This is a genomic window from Flavobacterium sinopsychrotolerans (genome assembly GCF_900110375.1).
GTDB classification, from domain to species: domain Bacteria; phylum Bacteroidota; class Bacteroidia; order Flavobacteriales; family Flavobacteriaceae; genus Flavobacterium; species Flavobacterium sinopsychrotolerans.
In genome coordinates, this window is sequence record NZ_FODN01000001.1 from 191,022 (window position 1) to 208,876 (window position 17,855).

General features: G+C 35.5%; 16 protein-coding genes and 1 pseudogene. 1 reads left to right on the plus strand and 16 read right to left on the minus strand.

Going from position 1 to position 17,855, the window contains the following annotated elements; all coding sequences use genetic code 11:
* Positions 1 to 187: 187 nt before the first annotated feature.
* The gene (gene lysS / locus BMX64_RS00825; protein WP_091164842.1) at positions 188 to 1,897 is read left to right on the plus strand and encodes a lysine--tRNA ligase; all 1,710 of its coding nucleotides are present in this window, start codon (positions 188 to 190) and stop codon (positions 1,895 to 1,897) included.
* Positions 1,898 to 1,981: 84 nt separating this feature from the next.
* On the opposite strand, the gene BMX64_RS00830 is transcribed toward lysS, so the two are convergent.
* From BMX64_RS00830 to BMX64_RS00905, 16 genes and pseudogenes are all read right to left on the minus strand, one after another.
* Complete coding sequence (locus tag BMX64_RS00830) at positions 1,982 to 3,979, minus strand: TonB-copper family protein (RefSeq protein ID WP_091166507.1); 1,998 nt, start codon at positions 3,977 to 3,979, stop codon at positions 1,982 to 1,984.
* A gap of 87 nt (positions 3,980 to 4,066) precedes the next feature.
* The gene (locus BMX64_RS00835) at positions 4,067 to 4,915 is read right to left on the minus strand and encodes a hypothetical protein (RefSeq protein WP_091164846.1); all 849 of its coding nucleotides are present in this window, start codon (positions 4,913 to 4,915) and stop codon (positions 4,067 to 4,069) included.
* Positions 4,916 to 5,052: 137 nt separating this feature from the next.
* Entirely contained in the window at positions 5,053 to 5,394 is a 342-nt protein-coding gene (locus tag BMX64_RS00840) for a hypothetical protein (protein WP_091166508.1), read from the minus strand.
* 257 nt (positions 5,395 to 5,651) lie between these two features.
* Entirely contained in the window at positions 5,652 to 6,914 is a 1,263-nt protein-coding gene (locus BMX64_RS00845; protein ID WP_091164852.1) for an alginate export family protein, read from the minus strand.
* 2 nt (positions 6,915 to 6,916) lie between these two features.
* Positions 6,917 to 7,597 (minus strand): SCO family protein, encoded by a 681-nt coding sequence (locus BMX64_RS00850; RefSeq protein WP_244273186.1) that lies wholly within the window; start codon positions 7,595 to 7,597, stop codon positions 6,917 to 6,919.
* Between the two features lie 18 nt (positions 7,598 to 7,615).
* Positions 7,616 to 8,314: a formylglycine-generating enzyme family protein gene (locus BMX64_RS00855; RefSeq protein ID WP_396180220.1), complete on the minus strand. Its 699-nt coding sequence runs from the start codon at positions 8,312 to 8,314 to the stop codon at positions 7,616 to 7,618.
* A gap of 101 nt (positions 8,315 to 8,415) precedes the next feature.
* Positions 8,416 to 8,721 (minus strand): annotated as a pseudogene (locus tag BMX64_RS00860) (c-type cytochrome); the annotation flags it as partial.
* Between the two features lie 124 nt (positions 8,722 to 8,845).
* Positions 8,846 to 10,336: a copper-containing nitrite reductase gene (gene nirK, locus BMX64_RS00865; protein ID WP_091164862.1), complete on the minus strand. Its 1,491-nt coding sequence runs from the start codon at positions 10,334 to 10,336 to the stop codon at positions 8,846 to 8,848.
* A 109-nt stretch (positions 10,337 to 10,445) separates the two neighbouring features.
* Positions 10,446 to 10,682: a cytochrome C oxidase subunit IV family protein gene (locus BMX64_RS00870; RefSeq protein WP_091164864.1), complete on the minus strand. Its 237-nt coding sequence runs from the start codon at positions 10,680 to 10,682 to the stop codon at positions 10,446 to 10,448.
* Positions 10,683 to 10,685: 3 nt separating this feature from the next.
* On the minus strand, positions 10,686 to 11,267 hold the full coding sequence (locus BMX64_RS00875; protein WP_091164866.1) for a cytochrome c oxidase subunit 3: 582 nt from the start codon (positions 11,265 to 11,267) through the stop codon (positions 10,686 to 10,688).
* Positions 11,268 to 11,290: 23 nt separating this feature from the next.
* A complete protein-coding gene (locus tag BMX64_RS00880; protein ID WP_091164867.1) occupies positions 11,291 to 12,016 on the minus strand; it encodes a carbonic anhydrase in 726 nt (241 codons plus the stop codon).
* Positions 12,017 to 12,138: 122 nt separating this feature from the next.
* Positions 12,139 to 13,104 (minus strand): DUF438 domain-containing protein, encoded by a 966-nt coding sequence (locus tag BMX64_RS00885; RefSeq protein WP_091164868.1) that lies wholly within the window; start codon positions 13,102 to 13,104, stop codon positions 12,139 to 12,141.
* A gap of 8 nt (positions 13,105 to 13,112) precedes the next feature.
* Positions 13,113 to 14,888: a nitric oxide reductase activation protein NorD gene (locus tag BMX64_RS00890; RefSeq protein WP_091164869.1), complete on the minus strand. Its 1,776-nt coding sequence runs from the start codon at positions 14,886 to 14,888 to the stop codon at positions 13,113 to 13,115.
* An 11-nt stretch (positions 14,889 to 14,899) separates the two neighbouring features.
* Positions 14,900 to 15,679 carry a CbbQ/NirQ/NorQ/GpvN family protein gene (locus BMX64_RS00895; protein ID WP_091164870.1) on the minus strand — a complete coding sequence of 260 codons (780 nt, stop codon included), beginning with the start codon at positions 15,677 to 15,679 and terminating at the stop codon, positions 14,900 to 14,902.
* Between the two features lie 133 nt (positions 15,680 to 15,812).
* A complete protein-coding gene (locus BMX64_RS00900; protein ID WP_091164871.1) occupies positions 15,813 to 17,240 on the minus strand; it encodes a cbb3-type cytochrome c oxidase subunit I in 1,428 nt (475 codons plus the stop codon).
* Between the two features lie 11 nt (positions 17,241 to 17,251).
* Positions 17,252 to 17,686, minus strand: a complete 435-nt coding sequence (locus BMX64_RS00905; RefSeq protein ID WP_091164872.1) for a c-type cytochrome — start codon at positions 17,684 to 17,686, stop codon at positions 17,252 to 17,254.
* Between the last annotated feature and the right edge of the window lie 169 nt (positions 17,687 to 17,855).

Below are 17,855 nucleotides of genomic sequence, written 5' to 3' on the forward strand. Positions count from 1 at the left end.
GTTATTTTTACCAAATGTAAAATAATAACTACAATTCATAGCCCAGATTAAAGTAAAAATCCTTTTTATTTTTTCTTTAAAAATAAAAAGATTGCAACGGAAAGCTGGAAATAGCTCCAAAAAACCTTTAGTACTTTGCTACTTTGCTACTTATACAGTATCTTTGCGCTCTTAAAAACAGCATAAAATGGCATTATCCGAACAAGAAATATTACGCAGAGAAGCACTTACTGAATTACGCAATTTAGGTATTGAGCCTTATCCAGCAGCCGAATTTATCACAACCGCTTATTCTAGCGAAATCCTAGCCGATTTCGAGAAGTACGAAGGAAAAGAAGTTGTTTTAGCAGGTCGTTTGATGGGTAAGCGCATCATGGGAAAGGCTTCATTTGCGGAATTGAAAGATGCCGAAGGACGTATTCAAGTATATGTTTCGAGAGATGATATTTCGACTGATGAAGAGAAAACAATGTACAATGTGGTTTTCAAAAAACTATTGGATATTGGGGATTTTATTGGGGTTCGCGGAACGGTTTTCAAAACACAAGTGGGTGAAATTTCAGTTCATGTTTATGGATTGACGGTTTTGGCAAAAGCCTTGAAACCACTTCCTATAGTAAAAACAGACGCTGATGGAAAAACGCATGATGCTTTTGCTGATCCAGAACAAAGATACCGTCGTCGTTACGTAGATTTAACGGTAAACGATCATGTGAAAGAAACGTTTATCAAGAGAACAAAATTGTTTAATGCAATGCGTTCATTCTTTAATGACAAAGGATATTTAGAGGTAGAAACTCCTGTTTTGCAACCAATTCCCGGTGGTGCTGCAGCGCGTCCTTTTATCACGCACCACAACTCGCTTGACATTCCGCTTTACATGCGTATTGCAAACGAATTGTACTTAAAAAGATTAATTGTTGGTGGTTTTGAAGGAGTTTATGAGTTTTCGAAAAATTTCCGTAATGAAGGGATGGACCGTACACACAACCCGGAATTTACCGCCATGGAAATATATGTAGCCTACAAAGACTACAACTGGATGATGAAATTTGCCGAAGACCTTTTGGAACATTGCGCAATTGCCGTAAATGGAAGTTCAGAAGTAACTTTTGGAGAACATACTATCAATTTTAAAGCGCCTTATGCCCGCGTTACGATGACTGATTCTATCAAACATTTCACTGGATTTGATATTTCAGGAAAAAGTGAAACAGAGTTATTTGACGCCGCCATAGGTATGGGAATTGATGTGGATGCCACCATGGGGAAAGGAAAACTGATTGACGAAATCTTTGGCGCTAAATGCGAAGGAAATTATATTCAGCCTACTTACATCACGGATTATCCAAAGGAAATGTCTCCGCTTTGTAAACAACACCGTGACAATCCGGAATTGACAGAACGTTTTGAGCTAATGATTTGCGGTAAAGAAGTTGCGAATGCCTATTCTGAATTGAATGACCCAATTGACCAAAGAGAACGTTTTGAAGACCAAATGAGATTGGCTGAAAAAGGAGATGATGAAGCTACCGGAACTATTGATGAGGATTTCTTAAGAGCTTTAGAATACGGAATGCCTCCAACATCTGGAATGGGAATTGGCATGGACCGCCTAATTATGTATTTGACAAATAATGCTTCTATTCAAGAAGTATTGTTGTTCCCTCAAATGCGACCAGAGAAAAAACAAGTAAAAATTGAATTAGAAGACGACGAAAAATTGATTGTTTCCTTATTACAAGGAAATGAAAACCAAATGGAGTTTGGTTTACTAAAAATCAAATCCGAATTGAGTGGTAAAAAATGGGACAAAGCCATGAAAAATTTATCTTCTTTAGGATTGACTGAAGTTGTCGTGAATGGCGACAGCAAAGCGTGCCGATTGAAACAATAAGTTTATTCGATAATATATTTATAAAAAAAGGAGCTTCAAATTGAAGCTCCTTTTTTATTATTACAAAATATAAATCTGATAGTTTTAAAATCCAAAACTAATATTAAAAAAGAAATTTCTTCCTTTTCGAGGAATATTGTTCCAATCTGAAAAAGAGGAATAATACGTGTCTAAAACATTTTCTACTCCTGCTTTTACGTTGCATTTGCTTTTATCAATCTGAAATGAATAACTCGATGCGAAGTTTAAAATCGCATAATCCGGCGTTCTGTCTTCTCCGTAAAAAGGACTGTATTGCGTTTGAACTGCATTTCCCTGAACCGCAATTTCAGAGGAGAATTTATTTAGTTTATATAGTAACGAAGACGAATACCGCAACGGACTTATAAAAGGTAAATTCTCTTTTTTATAATCCTGTCCGTAGCTGTAAACCAATTGCCCTGACCATTTAAAGTTCGTGTCAAATTGGTATTCAATATTCAAATCAGCATTAAAAATGATAGCATAATCAAGTGCTGTATAGATTTTTATTCCGCTTGCGCCAATAGTCATCGGAATCAAATTCTCAGCTGGTTTACCAACAATATAATTCGAGATATGAAAATAGGAAGACGATATTTTAGTGCTTATTTTTTTTGTTTTGTAACCAATAAACGCATTCGCTTCTGATGATTTTTCGTTTCTTAATTCCGGGTTTCCAACATAATCGTATCTATCAAAACTATTGAATAAATAGAATCCATATCCCTCAGAAACCGATGGAGCACGCTCACCATAAGCAAGTCCAAATCCATACTGAAAACCATTTTTATCGTATGCATAATTTGACGAAATGCTTTTTAAAATTCTATTTTTGCTGTTTTCCATATTTGGATAAAAAATCTGTAAACTTTCCAGCCCTAAATCATCGGCAACTTTATTAAAATGATTCGCAACACTAGCTGAAAACCGCAAACTGGATTGACTGTTCAAAATGACATTGTCTTCCAGAAACAACGCATTATAAAGTGTTCGCACATCCGGCCAGGTAAACATAAACATCAAACTTTCATTTGGATCACTCGGATACATCGTCATTTCAGCAACGGAACGGTTATAAAACGAATTCAAATCAACCAGAAAATGATGGTTTTTAAAAACTCCTTTGGCTTTTGAATAGAATCCGTACGTATCGCTCCAGCCTGGCATATCCATGTGAATAGGTACAAAAGGACGTTTGGTATCATCCATTATGTGCGTGATCGTGTTGTAATAAATTTTAGTTTCCCAATTTTCAATTTTTGAAGACTTTGGAACATATTCAAATTTCAATGAAGTGATTAAAGCTTCCGCCAAAGAAACATCCATTGGTAGTGCCGGATACCCAACATCAGTTGCTTTATCATAGATTAATGAAGCTTCCAACATTTTATTTTCATCAAAAGAAAAACCAGAAGTGGCAGAAATATTGAATTTTCTAAACTGTGAAAACAAAACTTCTTGATTGTTTCCTGCAGAATAATTTTCGGCATCGCGATACATGAAATCAGTATCGACATAAAAACTATTGTTTGCGTAATTGACTGCTGATCCAATAATTTTTTGATTGCCGTTACTTTCAAAACCGGAATGCAGTGAAACATCCCAACCGGAATTTATAAATCCGCTGCGGTTTCTTTTTAAATCAATAGCTCCGCCAATAGTTGCCCCATGACAACCGCCCAACTGTCCCGATGTGATTGTGGCTTCCGATAAATTAGAAACCTCAACATAGGAAGTAATTGGGTCCATTTTGTCAGTGCAAGCGCCAAAAACACGCATTCCGTCAATGGTTATCAACGTTCTTTCTGTAGCCATACTGTTAATAATTGGCTCCCATGCATAACCGCCTCTTTTTATCATTCCAACTTTTCCGGACTGTTGCAAATACTCCTCTACAGTAGCCAGAGGTTTGGTTTGTTTTTGATACAATTGCGTTTTTTTTCCAATGACAATTACTTCATTTAGTTTTTTTGGCACAACCGTATCTGTAACTTGGCCTTGTGCAAAAAGAGTTATTGAAGTGAAACATAAGAGTACAAAACCGTATAATTTCTTTTTCATGATAGAAAAATTAAAAAAAGGCCAAAAGAACAGCTGTAAATACATTTGATATTTTTGGCCTTTTTTAGTTAAGAAAATGAAATAGAATTAGAATTCTATCTCAAAATAAATACTGCTTGCCGGAACTAAATCCGTAATGGTTTCTCCTTTCAAAACAACATCAGATGCATTTAAAAGCTGTAAGTTGATTTTCCATAACCCGGTCATGGTCAATGATAATTTTCCGTGATATAATTTGTCCAAAGTAGACTGCGTTAAATCAACATTGTTTGGCGAACCATGATTTCCCATACTTGGCATTCTTGGATCAATTTTAACTTTAAAATTATCAACTACTGGAAAACTCATCATCGATTCCATTTTATAAACACCGATGGTAATATCGTTAAGTGCCACTTTTGGATGATGGGGTTCAACATAAGCCACAATATATTTTACATTATCAGAACCTGTAAAAGTAGTCACTCTTTGTTTAGCCGAAGCCGGAACATCAATCACCGAAGTTGCCGTATAAGCGGCTCCATTAATCGTATAATCAATTTTTAAATCCCAATATTCCGTGGCGTTTTGAGGCATTTGAAAAACAATATTTCCTTTGTATAAAGTTCCATCAGCCGTTACTTTTTCAACTCCCGATTTTGGACAAGAATGCGTCATCATAGTCATGTGCATCAGTGGCATCCAACTAACAGTCGCATTTTTTACATAATCGCCGCTTGTTTTGTCTTTAATTCTTAAACTGATTTCGTTATGACCTTGTTCTAAAGCTCCCATGTGCGCGTACAACTCAATAGTGTGGGTCGTGTTTGTGATTTCTTTGAATTTGGTCAATTCTGCCAATTCATCAACGACCGGAGTGTCACTATCTGAGGAACATGAGGAGAACGCAAGTGCTATAGCCACTACAGCTAATATGTTTTTTAATTGAAATTTCATTTCTTTAGTTTTTTATTTTAAATATTAGGTATTGATTTGCATACCATTTTTGGACTATTTATTTCCAAAAAAAGCAAACAGAATCTTATCCGTTGCGGAAAACGGATTAATAAAAGCACATTACATGCCTAAAAAATTTAAGAAATGAAAGTGGGTGGGTGAAATACAGAAGTACTATTCAAGTGAAAGTATAAATTAGAATAGTATGGGTTTATTTTTTCTTTGGTACCAAAACAAACGGGTACAATTTCGAAAGATTTGATTTCCTCAAAAATGAGTACATCAAGTATTGGAGCCGTTCCTTTTTTATCGGAAGAAAGTGGCTTTTCAGCATCAGAAGCCTTAGCCAATTCTTTCATCAAATGACATTTACCGTTACATTGCATTTTAGGTTTATCCCTATTGATACAAAGTACTTTTGAAATATATTCATAATTGACAACATACTCTAAAACCGGAAGAACTGGCTTTATAAGCATGATTAATACAATTATGAATATGATTTTTTTCACGGTGCAAAAGTAATATATTTTTTAAACTCTACAGCAATTAAACGCATCAGTTACAAAAGAATATTTTTAGAATTTATTTTCAAACATCTCTTATTATTTATATGCTTACCCAAAGGAAATACACATTATAATCCTTAATTGCTTATTCAACAAGATTCATAAAAACTTATATCTAAGAACACGAAACGAGAAAACTAATTTTCGTTTTAATCGCAATAAAAGCATTATTTTAAACTAAAGATTTTAGGACTAAAAGAAACCATTACCCAAGCCCAATTATTGGTATTGGCGGTATCAGCAACATTTTTTAATCTTTCTAAAGTTCCAGAAGCAAACATTTGAGAGTATCCCGCTGAAGCCACAATATCCTTCTGAATAGTGTAACTGGCAGTAAAATCAAGTTCTGTCCCTAAATAACTGTCCATTTCATTATTGGAAGCATCCAAAACAGTATTCGGCGCATTAAAAACATGTGGCATCAACGTAAATTGCCATTTATTAGACGTATAATTTAACTTTAAATAAGCATCTTGCAATCCCACACTATTTTGATGATTTCCTACATAAAAATAATCCATGAAACCATTAAAACCATGGTTGGTTCCAAAAATTGGACTAAACGATTTTATATCGAAACTGCTATCATTTTGGTTTTTACCCGAAAGATATTCATATCCTAATCCCGCTTTGAATGTATTGGTGACCGCATAACCAAGGAACGCTCCTGCATACCAGGCGTTCACCTTTTTGTCGGCGCTTTTTCCAGTTTGTCCGTAAGCCCCAAAATTAGCATCCCATTTTTTTTCCTTGAAAGAAAGATACGTACCAAAGGTTTGTTTGTAATCTATTTCTAAATTGCCAATTGTTTTTTCAAATTCATATCCGGTATTTAACAGCAGCAAACTCAAATTCAATTTACTAAACTGAGTATGATACCATGCATATTGCAAGTTTTTGTAGTTCGTCGTGTAGGCGATTTTCGGCTCCAATACATTTTCTGCATTGGCATTCAAAGCAAAACCTAAATCCAATTGATGATTCTTCGGATGAAACGTAATTACTGCAGCATCATGACTTTGTCCCTGTTGCGCCCAATCGATTTCTCCAAAAATACGCTGATTGTCATACGAAATCACTTGGCGACCTAATCGCGCACTCCATTTGGCATCAAAATCATATTGTGCCCAAGCTTCAAATAAAGCAATTCCGTTTTTATCAACTTGTGTTGTTGTTGCCACATCACCCCAAGTACGAATGTTCTGAAAAGTCAATTTGGCTTTTAATTTTTCTTGCTTGTAATTAAAATTTAATCGGGAACGTTGCGATACAAATGAGGTTGCCATTTCGCCATTTGGCATAAGGCTTTTAAAACCGTTTCGGTATTCGTAACGCGGTCTGAGTTGCAGATTGGCATCCAACTCTTGGGCATAAGTCCCAATGCTTACCATTCCTAAAAATGACAAACCAATTATTTTAAGTAGTTTCATGTTTAATTTATTTTTTGAGCTTCCTCAGTAATCTTTTGAATGGTTTGGTCTGAATTGACACCTAAACCTTCCTGTTGATAGGCTAATTCCCCGTCAGCATTAAATACACTTATGATATTGGAATGGGAGAATTCCAAAGGTGCAATTTTTTTATAATTTACAGCCAAAACTGCTGCAAATTCCCTTGTATTTTCTTCTGTTGAGCGCAAGAAAACCCATTGTGGACCGTCCATTTTATTTTCAATGGCAAATGCTTTCAAACGTTTGGGCGTATCTACAGCAGGATCGATACTCACTAAAACCAATGTTACATTATCCTTAATATTATTGGGTAATCTTTGTTCGATATTTCGCATGTCTGCCACTAATCTTGGGCAAGCAGACTTACAGGAAGTGTAAATCATTACCATAACCAGCACTTTTCCTTTCAAATCTTTCATTTCTAGATTTTCACCTTCTTCATTCGTCCATTTTGAAGGAAGATTATAAATGGATAAATCCGAAATAGGTTTGTCTATTGTTTCCGCTTTTGATTTATTAACACAAGATTGAAGTGTTAAAAGAATTAAAAGGAATCCTAAAAAAAGCGTTTTACAGCTGTTTTTTTTAGTTTTTATCTTTGAAAAATTCGCCTGTTTAGATAAGCTGGAGTTGTGACTATTTGATTTCATTTCTGTTCTCATTTGAGTTGATTTTGAGCGCTACTTTTTATCTTTCGCACATCGAAAACCGAGGTTTTTAGTAGTAAATCGTGCCTTAAGACTTCCTCGAAAAGCATAGCGCATAAAAGCGGCATAATTCATTAAATCTGTTGCATTGACAGAACCGCTTCCGCAAAATAGATTCCGGTCCGTATCCTTGTCTTTTCTGGATTCCCCGGAAAGAAAAACACTATTGAAATCGGCTGTCCATTCCCAAACCAATCCATGCATATCATAAACACCCCAATAATTTTTGAAGGTGCGGCCTACCGGATTCGCATAGGTTTTTGGCTTTTCATACCAAGACAAGATGTAATTATTAAAGCTTTCTTTAGTACGTGCGTCAATTCGTTTCTCATCGGCCATGGCGACATATTCCCATTCGTCCATGGTGGGTAATCGTTTTCCTTGGCACTCACAATATTTTTTGGCTGTAAACCAAGAAATATTCGTTACCGGAGCAGTACTTAAATTGGTAGCCCCATAATTAAAATCACTTTCCCATTGTGATAAGTAACTTTTATCGGCAAAAATACCTTTCATTCTAGAGCGACTATTTTCTGGATATTTCTTCAAAAATTCCAAAAACTGGGCATTGGTCACCGGATAAATGTCAAGGCTAAAAGCTTCAACTTGTACTGGTTTTTTACTTGTAGCTCCATAAAGGGGAACAAAAGTCCCCCTTTCTATAGATGCCATTTTAACAACTTGAGACCATAGCGATGCTGTAATAAGAAACAAAAATAGTGGCAAAAATTTTTTCATATTTAACATGGCTAATTTCTTTTAAGTTGTACGAATTATTTTCTTTGCGCTTTCACCATTGCAGGTGTAACCTTGGTTTTATTATTTCCCCAACTGGCGTAAACATACGTCATTGCATCTGCTATTTGTTGATCGCTTAATGCCTGTGCGGGCATGGCACTACTGAATTTTTTACCATTTACAGTAATTGGTCCAGTTAATCCTTTTACGACTCCTTTTATGGCGCGATTCACATCTTTATTTAAGTAATCTGATTTCGCTAAAGGAGGGAAAGCGCCCGGAATTCCTTGCCCGGCAGCTTGGTGACAAGCGATACACGTTTTCGCATAAATTCCTTTTCCTTTATCAGCGCTTTGACTGTATCCTTGTAAAGCCAATCCCATCATTCCGATGCATAAAATATACTTTTTCATTTTATTATAATTAATGTTAAATACTTATTTCAATTTGGATTAAATCCTATTTTTATTCATGAATATCTTTTGCTTTTGGAGCTACTTTTCCTCTCAATGTTTTCACCATTGCTGGCGTTACAACTGTTTTATTATTCCCCCAACTATCATAGACATAAGTCAACACGCTGGCTACTTCATCGTCGGTCAAATTTTGACTGGTCATAACATTATTGAATTTTTTACCATTTACAGTAACTTCTCCGCTCAATCCGTGTAAAACCGCATTTATTGCTCTTTCAGAATTAGCGTTTAAGAAATCTGATTTGGCTAATGGAGGGAATGCGTTAGGAATTCCTTGCCCTTCAGATTGGTGACAGGCTAGACAGGTTCTGCCGTAGAGTTCTTTTCCGGCTTTTACATGTTCAGCTACCGTTTTCACTGCAACGCTTTTAGTTGCACCTTTCACTTTAGGCATATTTTGTATAGTACCACCTTCTGGCAAATAAATTCCCTCTTGTGTTGTTCCAGAATAGACTAACTTATTATCATCTCCTTCTACTTTTAACATTCCCAATGCCCCTTTGTTGAAAGCTCTAAAAATAGAGTGATCTACCAAGATAAACGTACCGGGAACATCTACTTTAAATTCAACTATTGCAGCACCACCGGCTGGTATCAAAGTTGTTTGGACATTTTTGTTAATCAAATCCCCACCTTCTACATGAACTTTATCGAATATTTCACCAATTGCATGGAAAGAAGACACTAAGTTTGGTCCACCGTTACCCATATAAATACGCACTGTTTCTCCTTTTTTGGCTGTTAATGCTTTATCTCCTGTTAACGCCCCTACTTTTCCATTAAACACTACGTAATCAGGTTGCTCTTTAATCGCTTTATTCATATCAAATGGCTGAGACCCTTGTTCTCCATAATTTCCTTTGGTATAAAAATCACCTTGCATGATGTAGTATTCTTTATCAACTGGAGGCAAACCACCTTCAGGTTCCACTAAAATCAAACCATACATACCGTTTGCAATGTGCATCCCAACAGGAGCTGTGGCACAATGGTATACATACAAGCCTGGATTCAATGTTTTGAAATTGAATACTTTTTCATGTCCCGGTGCCACTAATGAAGAAGTTGCTCCTCCACCTGGTCCAGTTACTGCATGTAAATCTATATTGTGCGGCATTTTATTATCCGGATGATTTTTCAAATGAAATTCTACCTCATCACCAACTCTAGTTCTTATAAAACTTCCAGGAACCGATCCTCCAAAGGTCCAATAGGTATATTTAACACCATCTACCATTTCGCCCTCTTGTTCTTTTATTTCCATGTTCACAACCAATTTTGTGGCTGCACGATCGCCCACTGGTTTAGGAACAAAAGGAGGTGCAGTCAGTTCTGCTGTTTGTTGACCTTCTACCTTAATACTCTCATAATATTTTGCGTCTTTTTCCTCATTTTTAGAACAAGAAAACAGACCTAGGGCTACAAAAAAAGCAATGGCTACTACCCTACTCTGTTTGTTAAAATTAAATGTAATTTCCATAATAATCAGGTGTTAAATTAATCGTGATTTATAGTGTAAAAATAAAAGATACTTATGTCCTTTATTATGACATTTGTCATGTTTTTAACTTTTATTTAAGACCATATTATTACAAAATTAATCCTAAAACAATCAATCCTAAAACCGAAATCAAACTCACTTTCCAAAAAGAATTTGCTTTTTTAAGTTCCATGAATTCGAAAGAAACCAAGAGAAATTTCAATACGGATAATCCCATAATTAAAACAATTGCAAATCCGGAAACAGACATTGTATTAGAAATCAAAGCCGTTGAAGCCGTCAATACAATCAATAAACCATAGGTAATAAAAAGTGTCTTTTTCATTTTCTAAAAAATTAAGTATAAAACAGGAAATAGCAATAACCAGATCAAATCACACATGTGCCAGAAAGCAGCACAGGCTTCAACATCATCAATACCGGTATCAGAATTTTTTTTCATCATTCCATAGTTGGTCCAAATTAAAATCACCAAACCCATAATAACATGAATCAAATGAAATCCGGTTAGCATCCAATAAAAAGTAAAAAACATATTGGTATCCAATGAAATCCCCGAATCTATTTTATGAGAGTATTCAACTCCTTTTAAGATTAAAAATAATGTTCCACCAAGCATGGTCAATTTAAAATACAAAGACGATTTTAAACGGTTATTGTTTTTAAATTCCAAGACTGCATTGGCCATAAAAAAACCACTCGTCAACAAAAAAATAGTGTTTATTGCTCCAAAAGTAGTATTGAGTTGCAACCGTGACTGATGAAACAATTCAGGCTGCTCTTTTCCATAATAAACAAATGCCACAAGTGCCATCCCAAAGGTAAGAAGTTCCAGAAAAATAATAATCCACATCAAAATACCTCCTGGAGGGTAGTAGATGTTTTTGTAATCGATTTTGTGTGTGTTCATTTTATAGGATTGTATTAATAGTGTTATTTGAGTACTACATTGTTTTCTAAAAAAGCTACTTTTCCATTAGTAATATCGTAATAAGCACCAATGATTTTTATTTCTTTATTTTTTAATTGATGTTCTAATGTGGCACTTTTTTTTATGATTTTTTCAATGGTCAACACAACATTTTTTCTTGAAGTATCATCAATGGTATAGTCCGATAATGGATACGTTTTGTGTGGATTTATGGATGGTTTGATTTGTGAGGTGAGCTGGGTTAAATGTTCTAAACCAACATTATCAATTGCGCCTTGAACTGCACCGCAATGATTGTGTCCTAAAACCACGATAAGCTTGGTGTGTTTAATTGTAGTGGCAAATTCCATACTGCCTAAAATGTTATCGTCTTCTATATTACCGGCAACTCTTGCTACAAAAAGGTTTCCAATACCTTGGTCAAAAATAATTTCAGGAGGAACCCGTGAATCAATACACGTTAAAACCAATGTATGCGGATGTTGTTCCTTTTTTGTAAGATCAATTTCATGCGCATAATTGAGGTGAACGGACTTATTTTCTAAAAAACGCAGGTTGCCATTTTTTAAATCTGCAATCGCTTCATCAGGGGTTTTTATTTCAAGAAGATGTTCTTCTGCTTTTTCATTTTTAAAAAATATGAAACTGAAAATAGTCAGTGCAAAAAATGGACATAATACAAATAAAAGCAGTGTTCTTCTGTTATTGCGTTTGTTTTTTGGACACATATAGTTGAAATTTATTTTATTAACCCAGTGTTTTAAAAATAACCTCCCCTTCACAATTTATGAGTTGGAATCTTGTTGCAAGCAAAGAGGAGGTTAAAATAATGGCTATTTTCACATTGAAATTAATCCCAGTCTAATAATCGTTTCTCGCCTTCTATTTTCTTGATATCGGTAATATCCTGCGACATTTCAATCACACCTTTATAATTCTTATCAGCATCCCTGACCGCGAAATAGCGAATGTAAATCAGGCGCTCTTTGTAATTAATCCAAAATGAGGATTCGTTTTTTGTTCCTTTTCTAAATTCGTCCAGGATTTTAAGAACGGTTCCCACACTTTTTGGTGGATGGCAAAACTTGACTTCCCGACCAATAATTCCGGCACTTCTGGGAAAAACACGTTCTTCTCCCCGATTATAGAAAATCACTTTGTCGTTTTCATCAACATAAGTCAAATCTAACGGCAACGTTTTAAAAAGTAAATTCACCTGCTCCACCGTCATATATCCTTCATCGTAATGGGACATGTTTTCGAGCGAAAAAGACATTTCTCTTTTAGTAAAATCTTCACTAGGGTGAATGTATTCTTGTTTTGGATAAGGAGCAGGAGCTTGTGACAGCATCCAGCCAATTTCTTCCTCGCCTTTGCGCATTTCAATCCAGTCGGCTTCAGTAAGGAGTTCTAAGGCATTTGGAAACAAAACCGCTTCTTCCATCTGCAACAATCGGTCGATTCCATTGACTAGAAAAGGAGTATTGATACTAATTTTCTCTGGATTATTCATTTTAAGATAGTACTGAATTAAACGGAATTGCTCTCTTAAATTATCATGAAAGGACCACATTCCCTGAGAAGGACCGTTCCATCCTTTTTTTTCTAAAAACGGGAAAAGTTGATTTTCTTTACGGGCAAATCGTTTCTCGATGGTATGAAGCTGGTTGAATATATTCGTATATTTCTGTAAATCATTCTCAGGATTTACAGCTGATAATTCTTCTAAAAGTGCATGAATAATGTCATTTTCCTGAAAGTAAATCTGAACCGGATGTCCTTCGGGAAGTGTTGTGGTATTTGAAATATCGTTCATTATAGTATTTATTTTTGATGTTTAATTTTTTCGTACAATTGCACCAAGGATCGCAATAGCTCGACTGGTGTTGTTAGAATTTGATAGTGATTTTGCCCGAACATTTGCGGCAGATAATATTTTGCCTGGGCTTCAATAGCCAAAGCATAGGAATTAATATTCCTGTTGTTGAGTTCCCGAAGCGCTTGTTTCACATCATTGATGCCGTACTTTCCTTCGTATTTATCGTAATCATTGGGTTTTCCGTCAGAAATCAGGATAACCCATTTATTTTTGGTGTTTCTTTTATCAAGTCTTGCGCCGGCATGTCGTAAAGCGGCTCCAATTCTGGTATAGCCATTAGGTTCTATCGCTCCAATTTTATGTTTGGCGATATTCCAGTTTTCATCAAAATCCTTTACCGTTAAATAGGTCGAAAAATTTCGTGTTTTGGAATAAAAACTATCAATGGAAAAATCAATATTGAATTCATTTAAGATTTCTCCAAAAAGAATAGAAACCTCTTTCTCCACATCAATCACACGGTTTCCTGCGGCATATCCATCACTGGAAAGACTGATATCCAAGAGGATTAAAATCGACAAATCCTTCTCTTTTTTTCGATTTGAAATGTATATATTTTCAGATGGCGTTCGTTTCGAATGAACGTCAATATACAAATCCGTAATGGCGTCAATATCAAATTCGTCTCCCTGAGTCTGGCGTTTTTGCTGTTGCATTCTGTTGTTGACATTGGTCAGCATTTTTCGCAAACCCAATAAGGTCGAAGCATTTTTTGCAATGGTCTTTTTATAGTAATTAGGGTCGGTTTTCTGTTGTGATTTCGGATATACTTTACAAAAATTCTCCTTGTAAATACGCTTGCTAAAATCCCATTCGTTATAGGTAAGATGGAATCCTTTGGCATCAATTTCGGCACTTTCGGAGATGGAAGTATTCTCAATAAAATCCGATTGATAAACGGAATGTGCCGTATCATCTACCCGAACGGTGTATTTCATATTCAACTCTTCCAATGCCTCCTGATGCTCTTCTAATTCGTCCGAACCATCAAAGTCACGCCAGGTTCCATTGAATTCTTCAGCAGTTTCCACTTTTTCGAAATTGTGAAGCAAGACATAATCTTCCTGTTGTTTTTTATCGACCTCAACAGTAATCACTTCTTCTACCGCTTTTGTTTTTAAAGTGGTTAAAGCCTGATTTTCATTTGCTTTTTTGGTTTTATCAGAGAAATTTTCGAGAATGGTATTGCTGTTTTTTTCTATTTCATTTTGCATCCATTTGCCATACAGCCAAGAAAAATCAGGAGTATTTTTTCCGTTTTCCTTTTGAATGAAATGCAGTTTTGTTTCGGTATGAAATTTTTTATCGATAGAAAATTCTTCAAACAAAATGGTCAGAACAGTTTCAGATGTTTCAAATGCTTTCTGTTGTGAAAGGGCCAAAGGCTGGTCTTTTTCTTCTAAAGTCCAATTCAAATTCAACCGCTTTTGTACGCTCAGATACAAAATTCTAAAAAGATAAAAAGTAAGGTTATCTTTTTTCGTTGGCAATTTGGAAAAAGAAATGGGAAGGAAAAAATTATTGTTTTTATATCCTCCTTCTCTTTCGGCAGGGAAAATTTCGATTGGTTTACCCGTCAAAGCACGAGCCAAAATAGTCAATCGCGGTTTTATATCATTAAGCGTTACAGTTCTTGCAATAATTTCAGGATGTATCTTTTTACTTTTTTTTAAGTGTCTGAATAACTTCCCAACTATATATTCATCTATTTCGAAACCCATTTTTTTCTGATTTAAATCATCAAATCACACAAATCTTTCAATGCTTCCACCGTTTGTAAATCATCGGTTAACGGTTCTACAATAGCCACATGAACCGACAATCGTTTTGGAAGACCAGAATGAATAATTTTGGCGGCATCCACAAGAAGTCGGGTCGAAACGGTTTCTGTCAACCCCAATTCGGTTAGGTTTCTGATTTTGTTTCCAATGGCTACCAGTTTTTTGGCGACAACAGGATCAACATTTGTTTCTTTTACCAAAATTTCAGTTTCAATTTTCGTTTCCGGATATTCAAAAGAAACGGCAATAAATCGCTGACGGGTTGATGGTTTTAGTTCTTTAAAACCTCTTTGATAACCGGGATTAAAGGAGGCAACTAACATAAAATCGTCATGTGCTTTTACGGTTTCGCCTAATTTATCTATGAATAATTCCCTTCTGTGATCCGTCAGGGAGTGAATGGCTACAATAACATCTGGTCGCGCTTCGGCGATTTCATCCAAATAAATAATCGCTCCTTCTTTTACGGCAGTGGTTAATGGTCCATCCAACCAAACTGTTTCGGCACCTTTTATGATAAATCGTCCAATTAAATCCGTAGAAGACGTTTCTTCGTGACAACTAATTGTGATAATTTTTTTATCCAATTGATGTGCCATGTATTCCACAAAACGGGATTTTCCAGTTCCGGTTGGCCCTTTCAAGAGGAAAGGTATTTTGTTTTTATAGGCGTGTTCAAAGACTTCTTTTTCTTTGCCTACCGCGTGATAATATGGGATATTTACTAACATTTTTTTTATTTTAGAAAAAAAACCAGAACACGATAACTATTGTTTTTTCGGAAATGCAATTCTAAAAAACGGTGGTTAAAGCATTCTGGAAATTTTATTTTAAGTATTCCGTTACACGAAAAAGGTTTCAGTTTTAAATCACTGTTTTTCCTTTTTTATCACTTGTTCCTGTTAGATTTTCAATTATATGACCATCGATTTTATATCCATCTACTCTATGTTCTTGATTGTCGGTATCTAAAGCTTCATCTGTAGGTCTTCCGTATTTGATAAAATCAAAAATAAACAGACCAATTCCTATCGTAAACATGGTAGCACAAATAAGAAGCACTACAAAATGGATACTGATTTCGCTTTGAACAACCATGAAATCCATTTTCATTTTTCGTTCCATATAGACTTGAGCAACTCCGGCAACACCAAAGGCTACGGTCATCCCCAAGATTCCAATATTAGACAGCCAGAAAGCCATCATACCTTGTGCACTTTCGTAACGTTTACGTCCCGTCAAATTGGGTAAAGCATAACTAATCATCGCTAGAACAATCATCGCATAAGCGCCCCAGAATGCATAATGAGCATGCATTGCCGTTACTAAAGTTCCATGTGTATACAAGTTTGTTTGTGGCAATGTATGTGCAAAACCAAGTAATCCCGCACCTACAAAAGAAACGATAGCTGAACCAATAGTCCAGAATAAAGCGATTTTATTTGGATGGCTTTTTTCCCCTTTTCTGTACATGTTCACAGCAAATAATGCCATCGCTAAGAAAGCCAAAGGTTCCAAGGCAGAGAAAATTCCACCAACGATCAACCAAATTTTATTTACTCCAATGTAGTAGTAGTGGTGTCCAGTTCCCAAAACTCCGGAAAGAAAGGTAAGACCAACAATTACGTACAACCATTTTTCGATAACTTCTCTGTCCACTCCGGTCAACTTGATCAATAAGAACGAAAGGATACCTCCCATAATTAATTCCCAAACACCTTCAACCCACAAGTGAACCACCCACCAACGGAAAAATGAATCCATTACCTGACTATCAAACCAAATCATTCCGGGTATATAAAGCAAGGCTGCAAAAAACAATCCCATTGATAGTACTAAAGCCGTAGTGGTTTGTCGTTTTCCTTTATAAAGCGTCCCCAAAATTATGAATAAGAACAGTAGTACATTTACAACTACTAAATAGTCTAATTCTCTTGGAATTTCAAGAAATTTTCTTCCTTCCCAATGGTTGAAGTGGAATCCAATTATGGTAACAACGCCAACAATAGCTAAGGAAATCAGTTGAACATAAGCCCATTTCACGCTTATTAATTCGCGTTGCGCTTCTTCGGGAATAATGTAATATGCCGCACCCATAAAACCGGTTAACAACCATACTACTAACAAGTTAGTATGCACCGCTCGTGCCACGTTAAAAGGGATAATTTCATGTAATCCTTGAATTCCTATTCGGTCAAAGCCCATGATAAAGCCATAGACAATTTGCAGTGAGAACAAAAGCATGCACAATGCAAAAAACCAGTAGGCTACTTTCTGTGATTTATATTTCATTTTTAAAAATTTTAATTATTTTCTTTAGCTAAAGGGGAAACGATTCGGTCGAAACCATTTAAATCTAATTTTCCAATCCATTCGAAATAGGCTACCATGGCATTGGCATCGGCTTCATTCATTTTATAAGCTACCATTTTTCGCCCGTTTGGTGCCCAAGGAATAGGCGACATCAAAACCGCTTTGATATAGCCTTCGCCACGACGTTCCATCACTTTTGTCAACTCCGGAGCATAATACCCTCCTTCGCCCATAATGGTATGACAGCCCATACAATTGTTGGTTTCCCAAATTTCTTTTCCTCTCACTACTTCTTTAGTAATCTTACTGTAGTTTGTTTGATCATTCCTTGGCATGAACGAATAAATGGTCAATCCTATAAAGATTAAAAAGGTGACCACTGTTCCTCCTAAAAAAAATGCTCTTGCCTGTGATTTTGAAAGCATAAGTATCCGTTTTTGTTAGTTAATAAATGTACTCTATTTTAAATAAAGGATAAAAATGTCTTTTATTTGTTTGTTGCAAATTAATGACTTTAAAAAAAGCTAAAACATGATAAAAATCATCTTTTGATTATTTTTTAAATTATAAATTAATATTCATTAAAAATGAATA

Coding starts and splice junctions, on each gene's coding strand:
- BMX64_RS00845 (WP_091164852.1), bottom strand. CDS start 6,914: ATGAAACTACTTAAAATAATTGGTTTGTCATTTTTAGGAATGGTAAGC.
- lysS (WP_091164842.1), top strand. CDS start 188: ATGGCATTATCCGAACAAGAAATATTACGCAGAGAAGCACTTACTGAA.
- BMX64_RS00840 (WP_091166508.1), bottom strand. CDS start 5,394: ATGCTTATAAAGCCAGTTCTTCCGGTTTTAGAGTATGTTGTCAATTAT.
- BMX64_RS00905 (WP_091164872.1), bottom strand. CDS start 17,686: ATGCTTTCAAAATCACAGGCAAGAGCATTTTTTTTAGGAGGAACAGTG.
- BMX64_RS00895 (WP_091164870.1), bottom strand. CDS start 15,679: ATGTTAGTAAATATCCCATATTATCACGCGGTAGGCAAAGAAAAAGAA.
- BMX64_RS00885 (WP_091164868.1), bottom strand. CDS start 13,104: ATGAACGATATTTCAAATACCACAACACTTCCCGAAGGACATCCGGTT.
- BMX64_RS00890 (WP_091164869.1), bottom strand. CDS start 14,888: ATGGGTTTCGAAATAGATGAATATATAGTTGGGAAGTTATTCAGACAC.
- BMX64_RS00830 (WP_091166507.1), bottom strand. CDS start 3,979: ATGAAAAAGAAATTATACGGTTTTGTACTCTTATGTTTCACTTCAATA.
- BMX64_RS00835 (WP_091164846.1), bottom strand. CDS start 4,915: ATGAAATTTCAATTAAAAAACATATTAGCTGTAGTGGCTATAGCACTT.
- nirK (WP_091164862.1), bottom strand. CDS start 10,336: ATGGAAATTACATTTAATTTTAACAAACAGAGTAGGGTAGTAGCCATT.
- BMX64_RS00880 (WP_091164867.1), bottom strand. CDS start 12,016: ATGTGTCCAAAAAACAAACGCAATAACAGAAGAACACTGCTTTTATTT.
- BMX64_RS00875 (WP_091164866.1), bottom strand. CDS start 11,267: ATGAACACACACAAAATCGATTACAAAAACATCTACTACCCTCCAGGA.
- BMX64_RS00870 (WP_091164864.1), bottom strand. CDS start 10,682: ATGAAAAAGACACTTTTTATTACCTATGGTTTATTGATTGTATTGACG.
- BMX64_RS00855 (WP_396180220.1), bottom strand. CDS start 8,314: ATGGCATCTATAGAAAGGGGGACTTTTGTTCCCCTTTATGGAGCTACA.
- BMX64_RS00850 (WP_244273186.1), bottom strand. CDS start 7,597: ATGAGAACAGAAATGAAATCAAATAGTCACAACTCCAGCTTATCTAAA.
- BMX64_RS00900 (WP_091164871.1), bottom strand. CDS start 17,240: ATGAAATATAAATCACAGAAAGTAGCCTACTGGTTTTTTGCATTGTGC.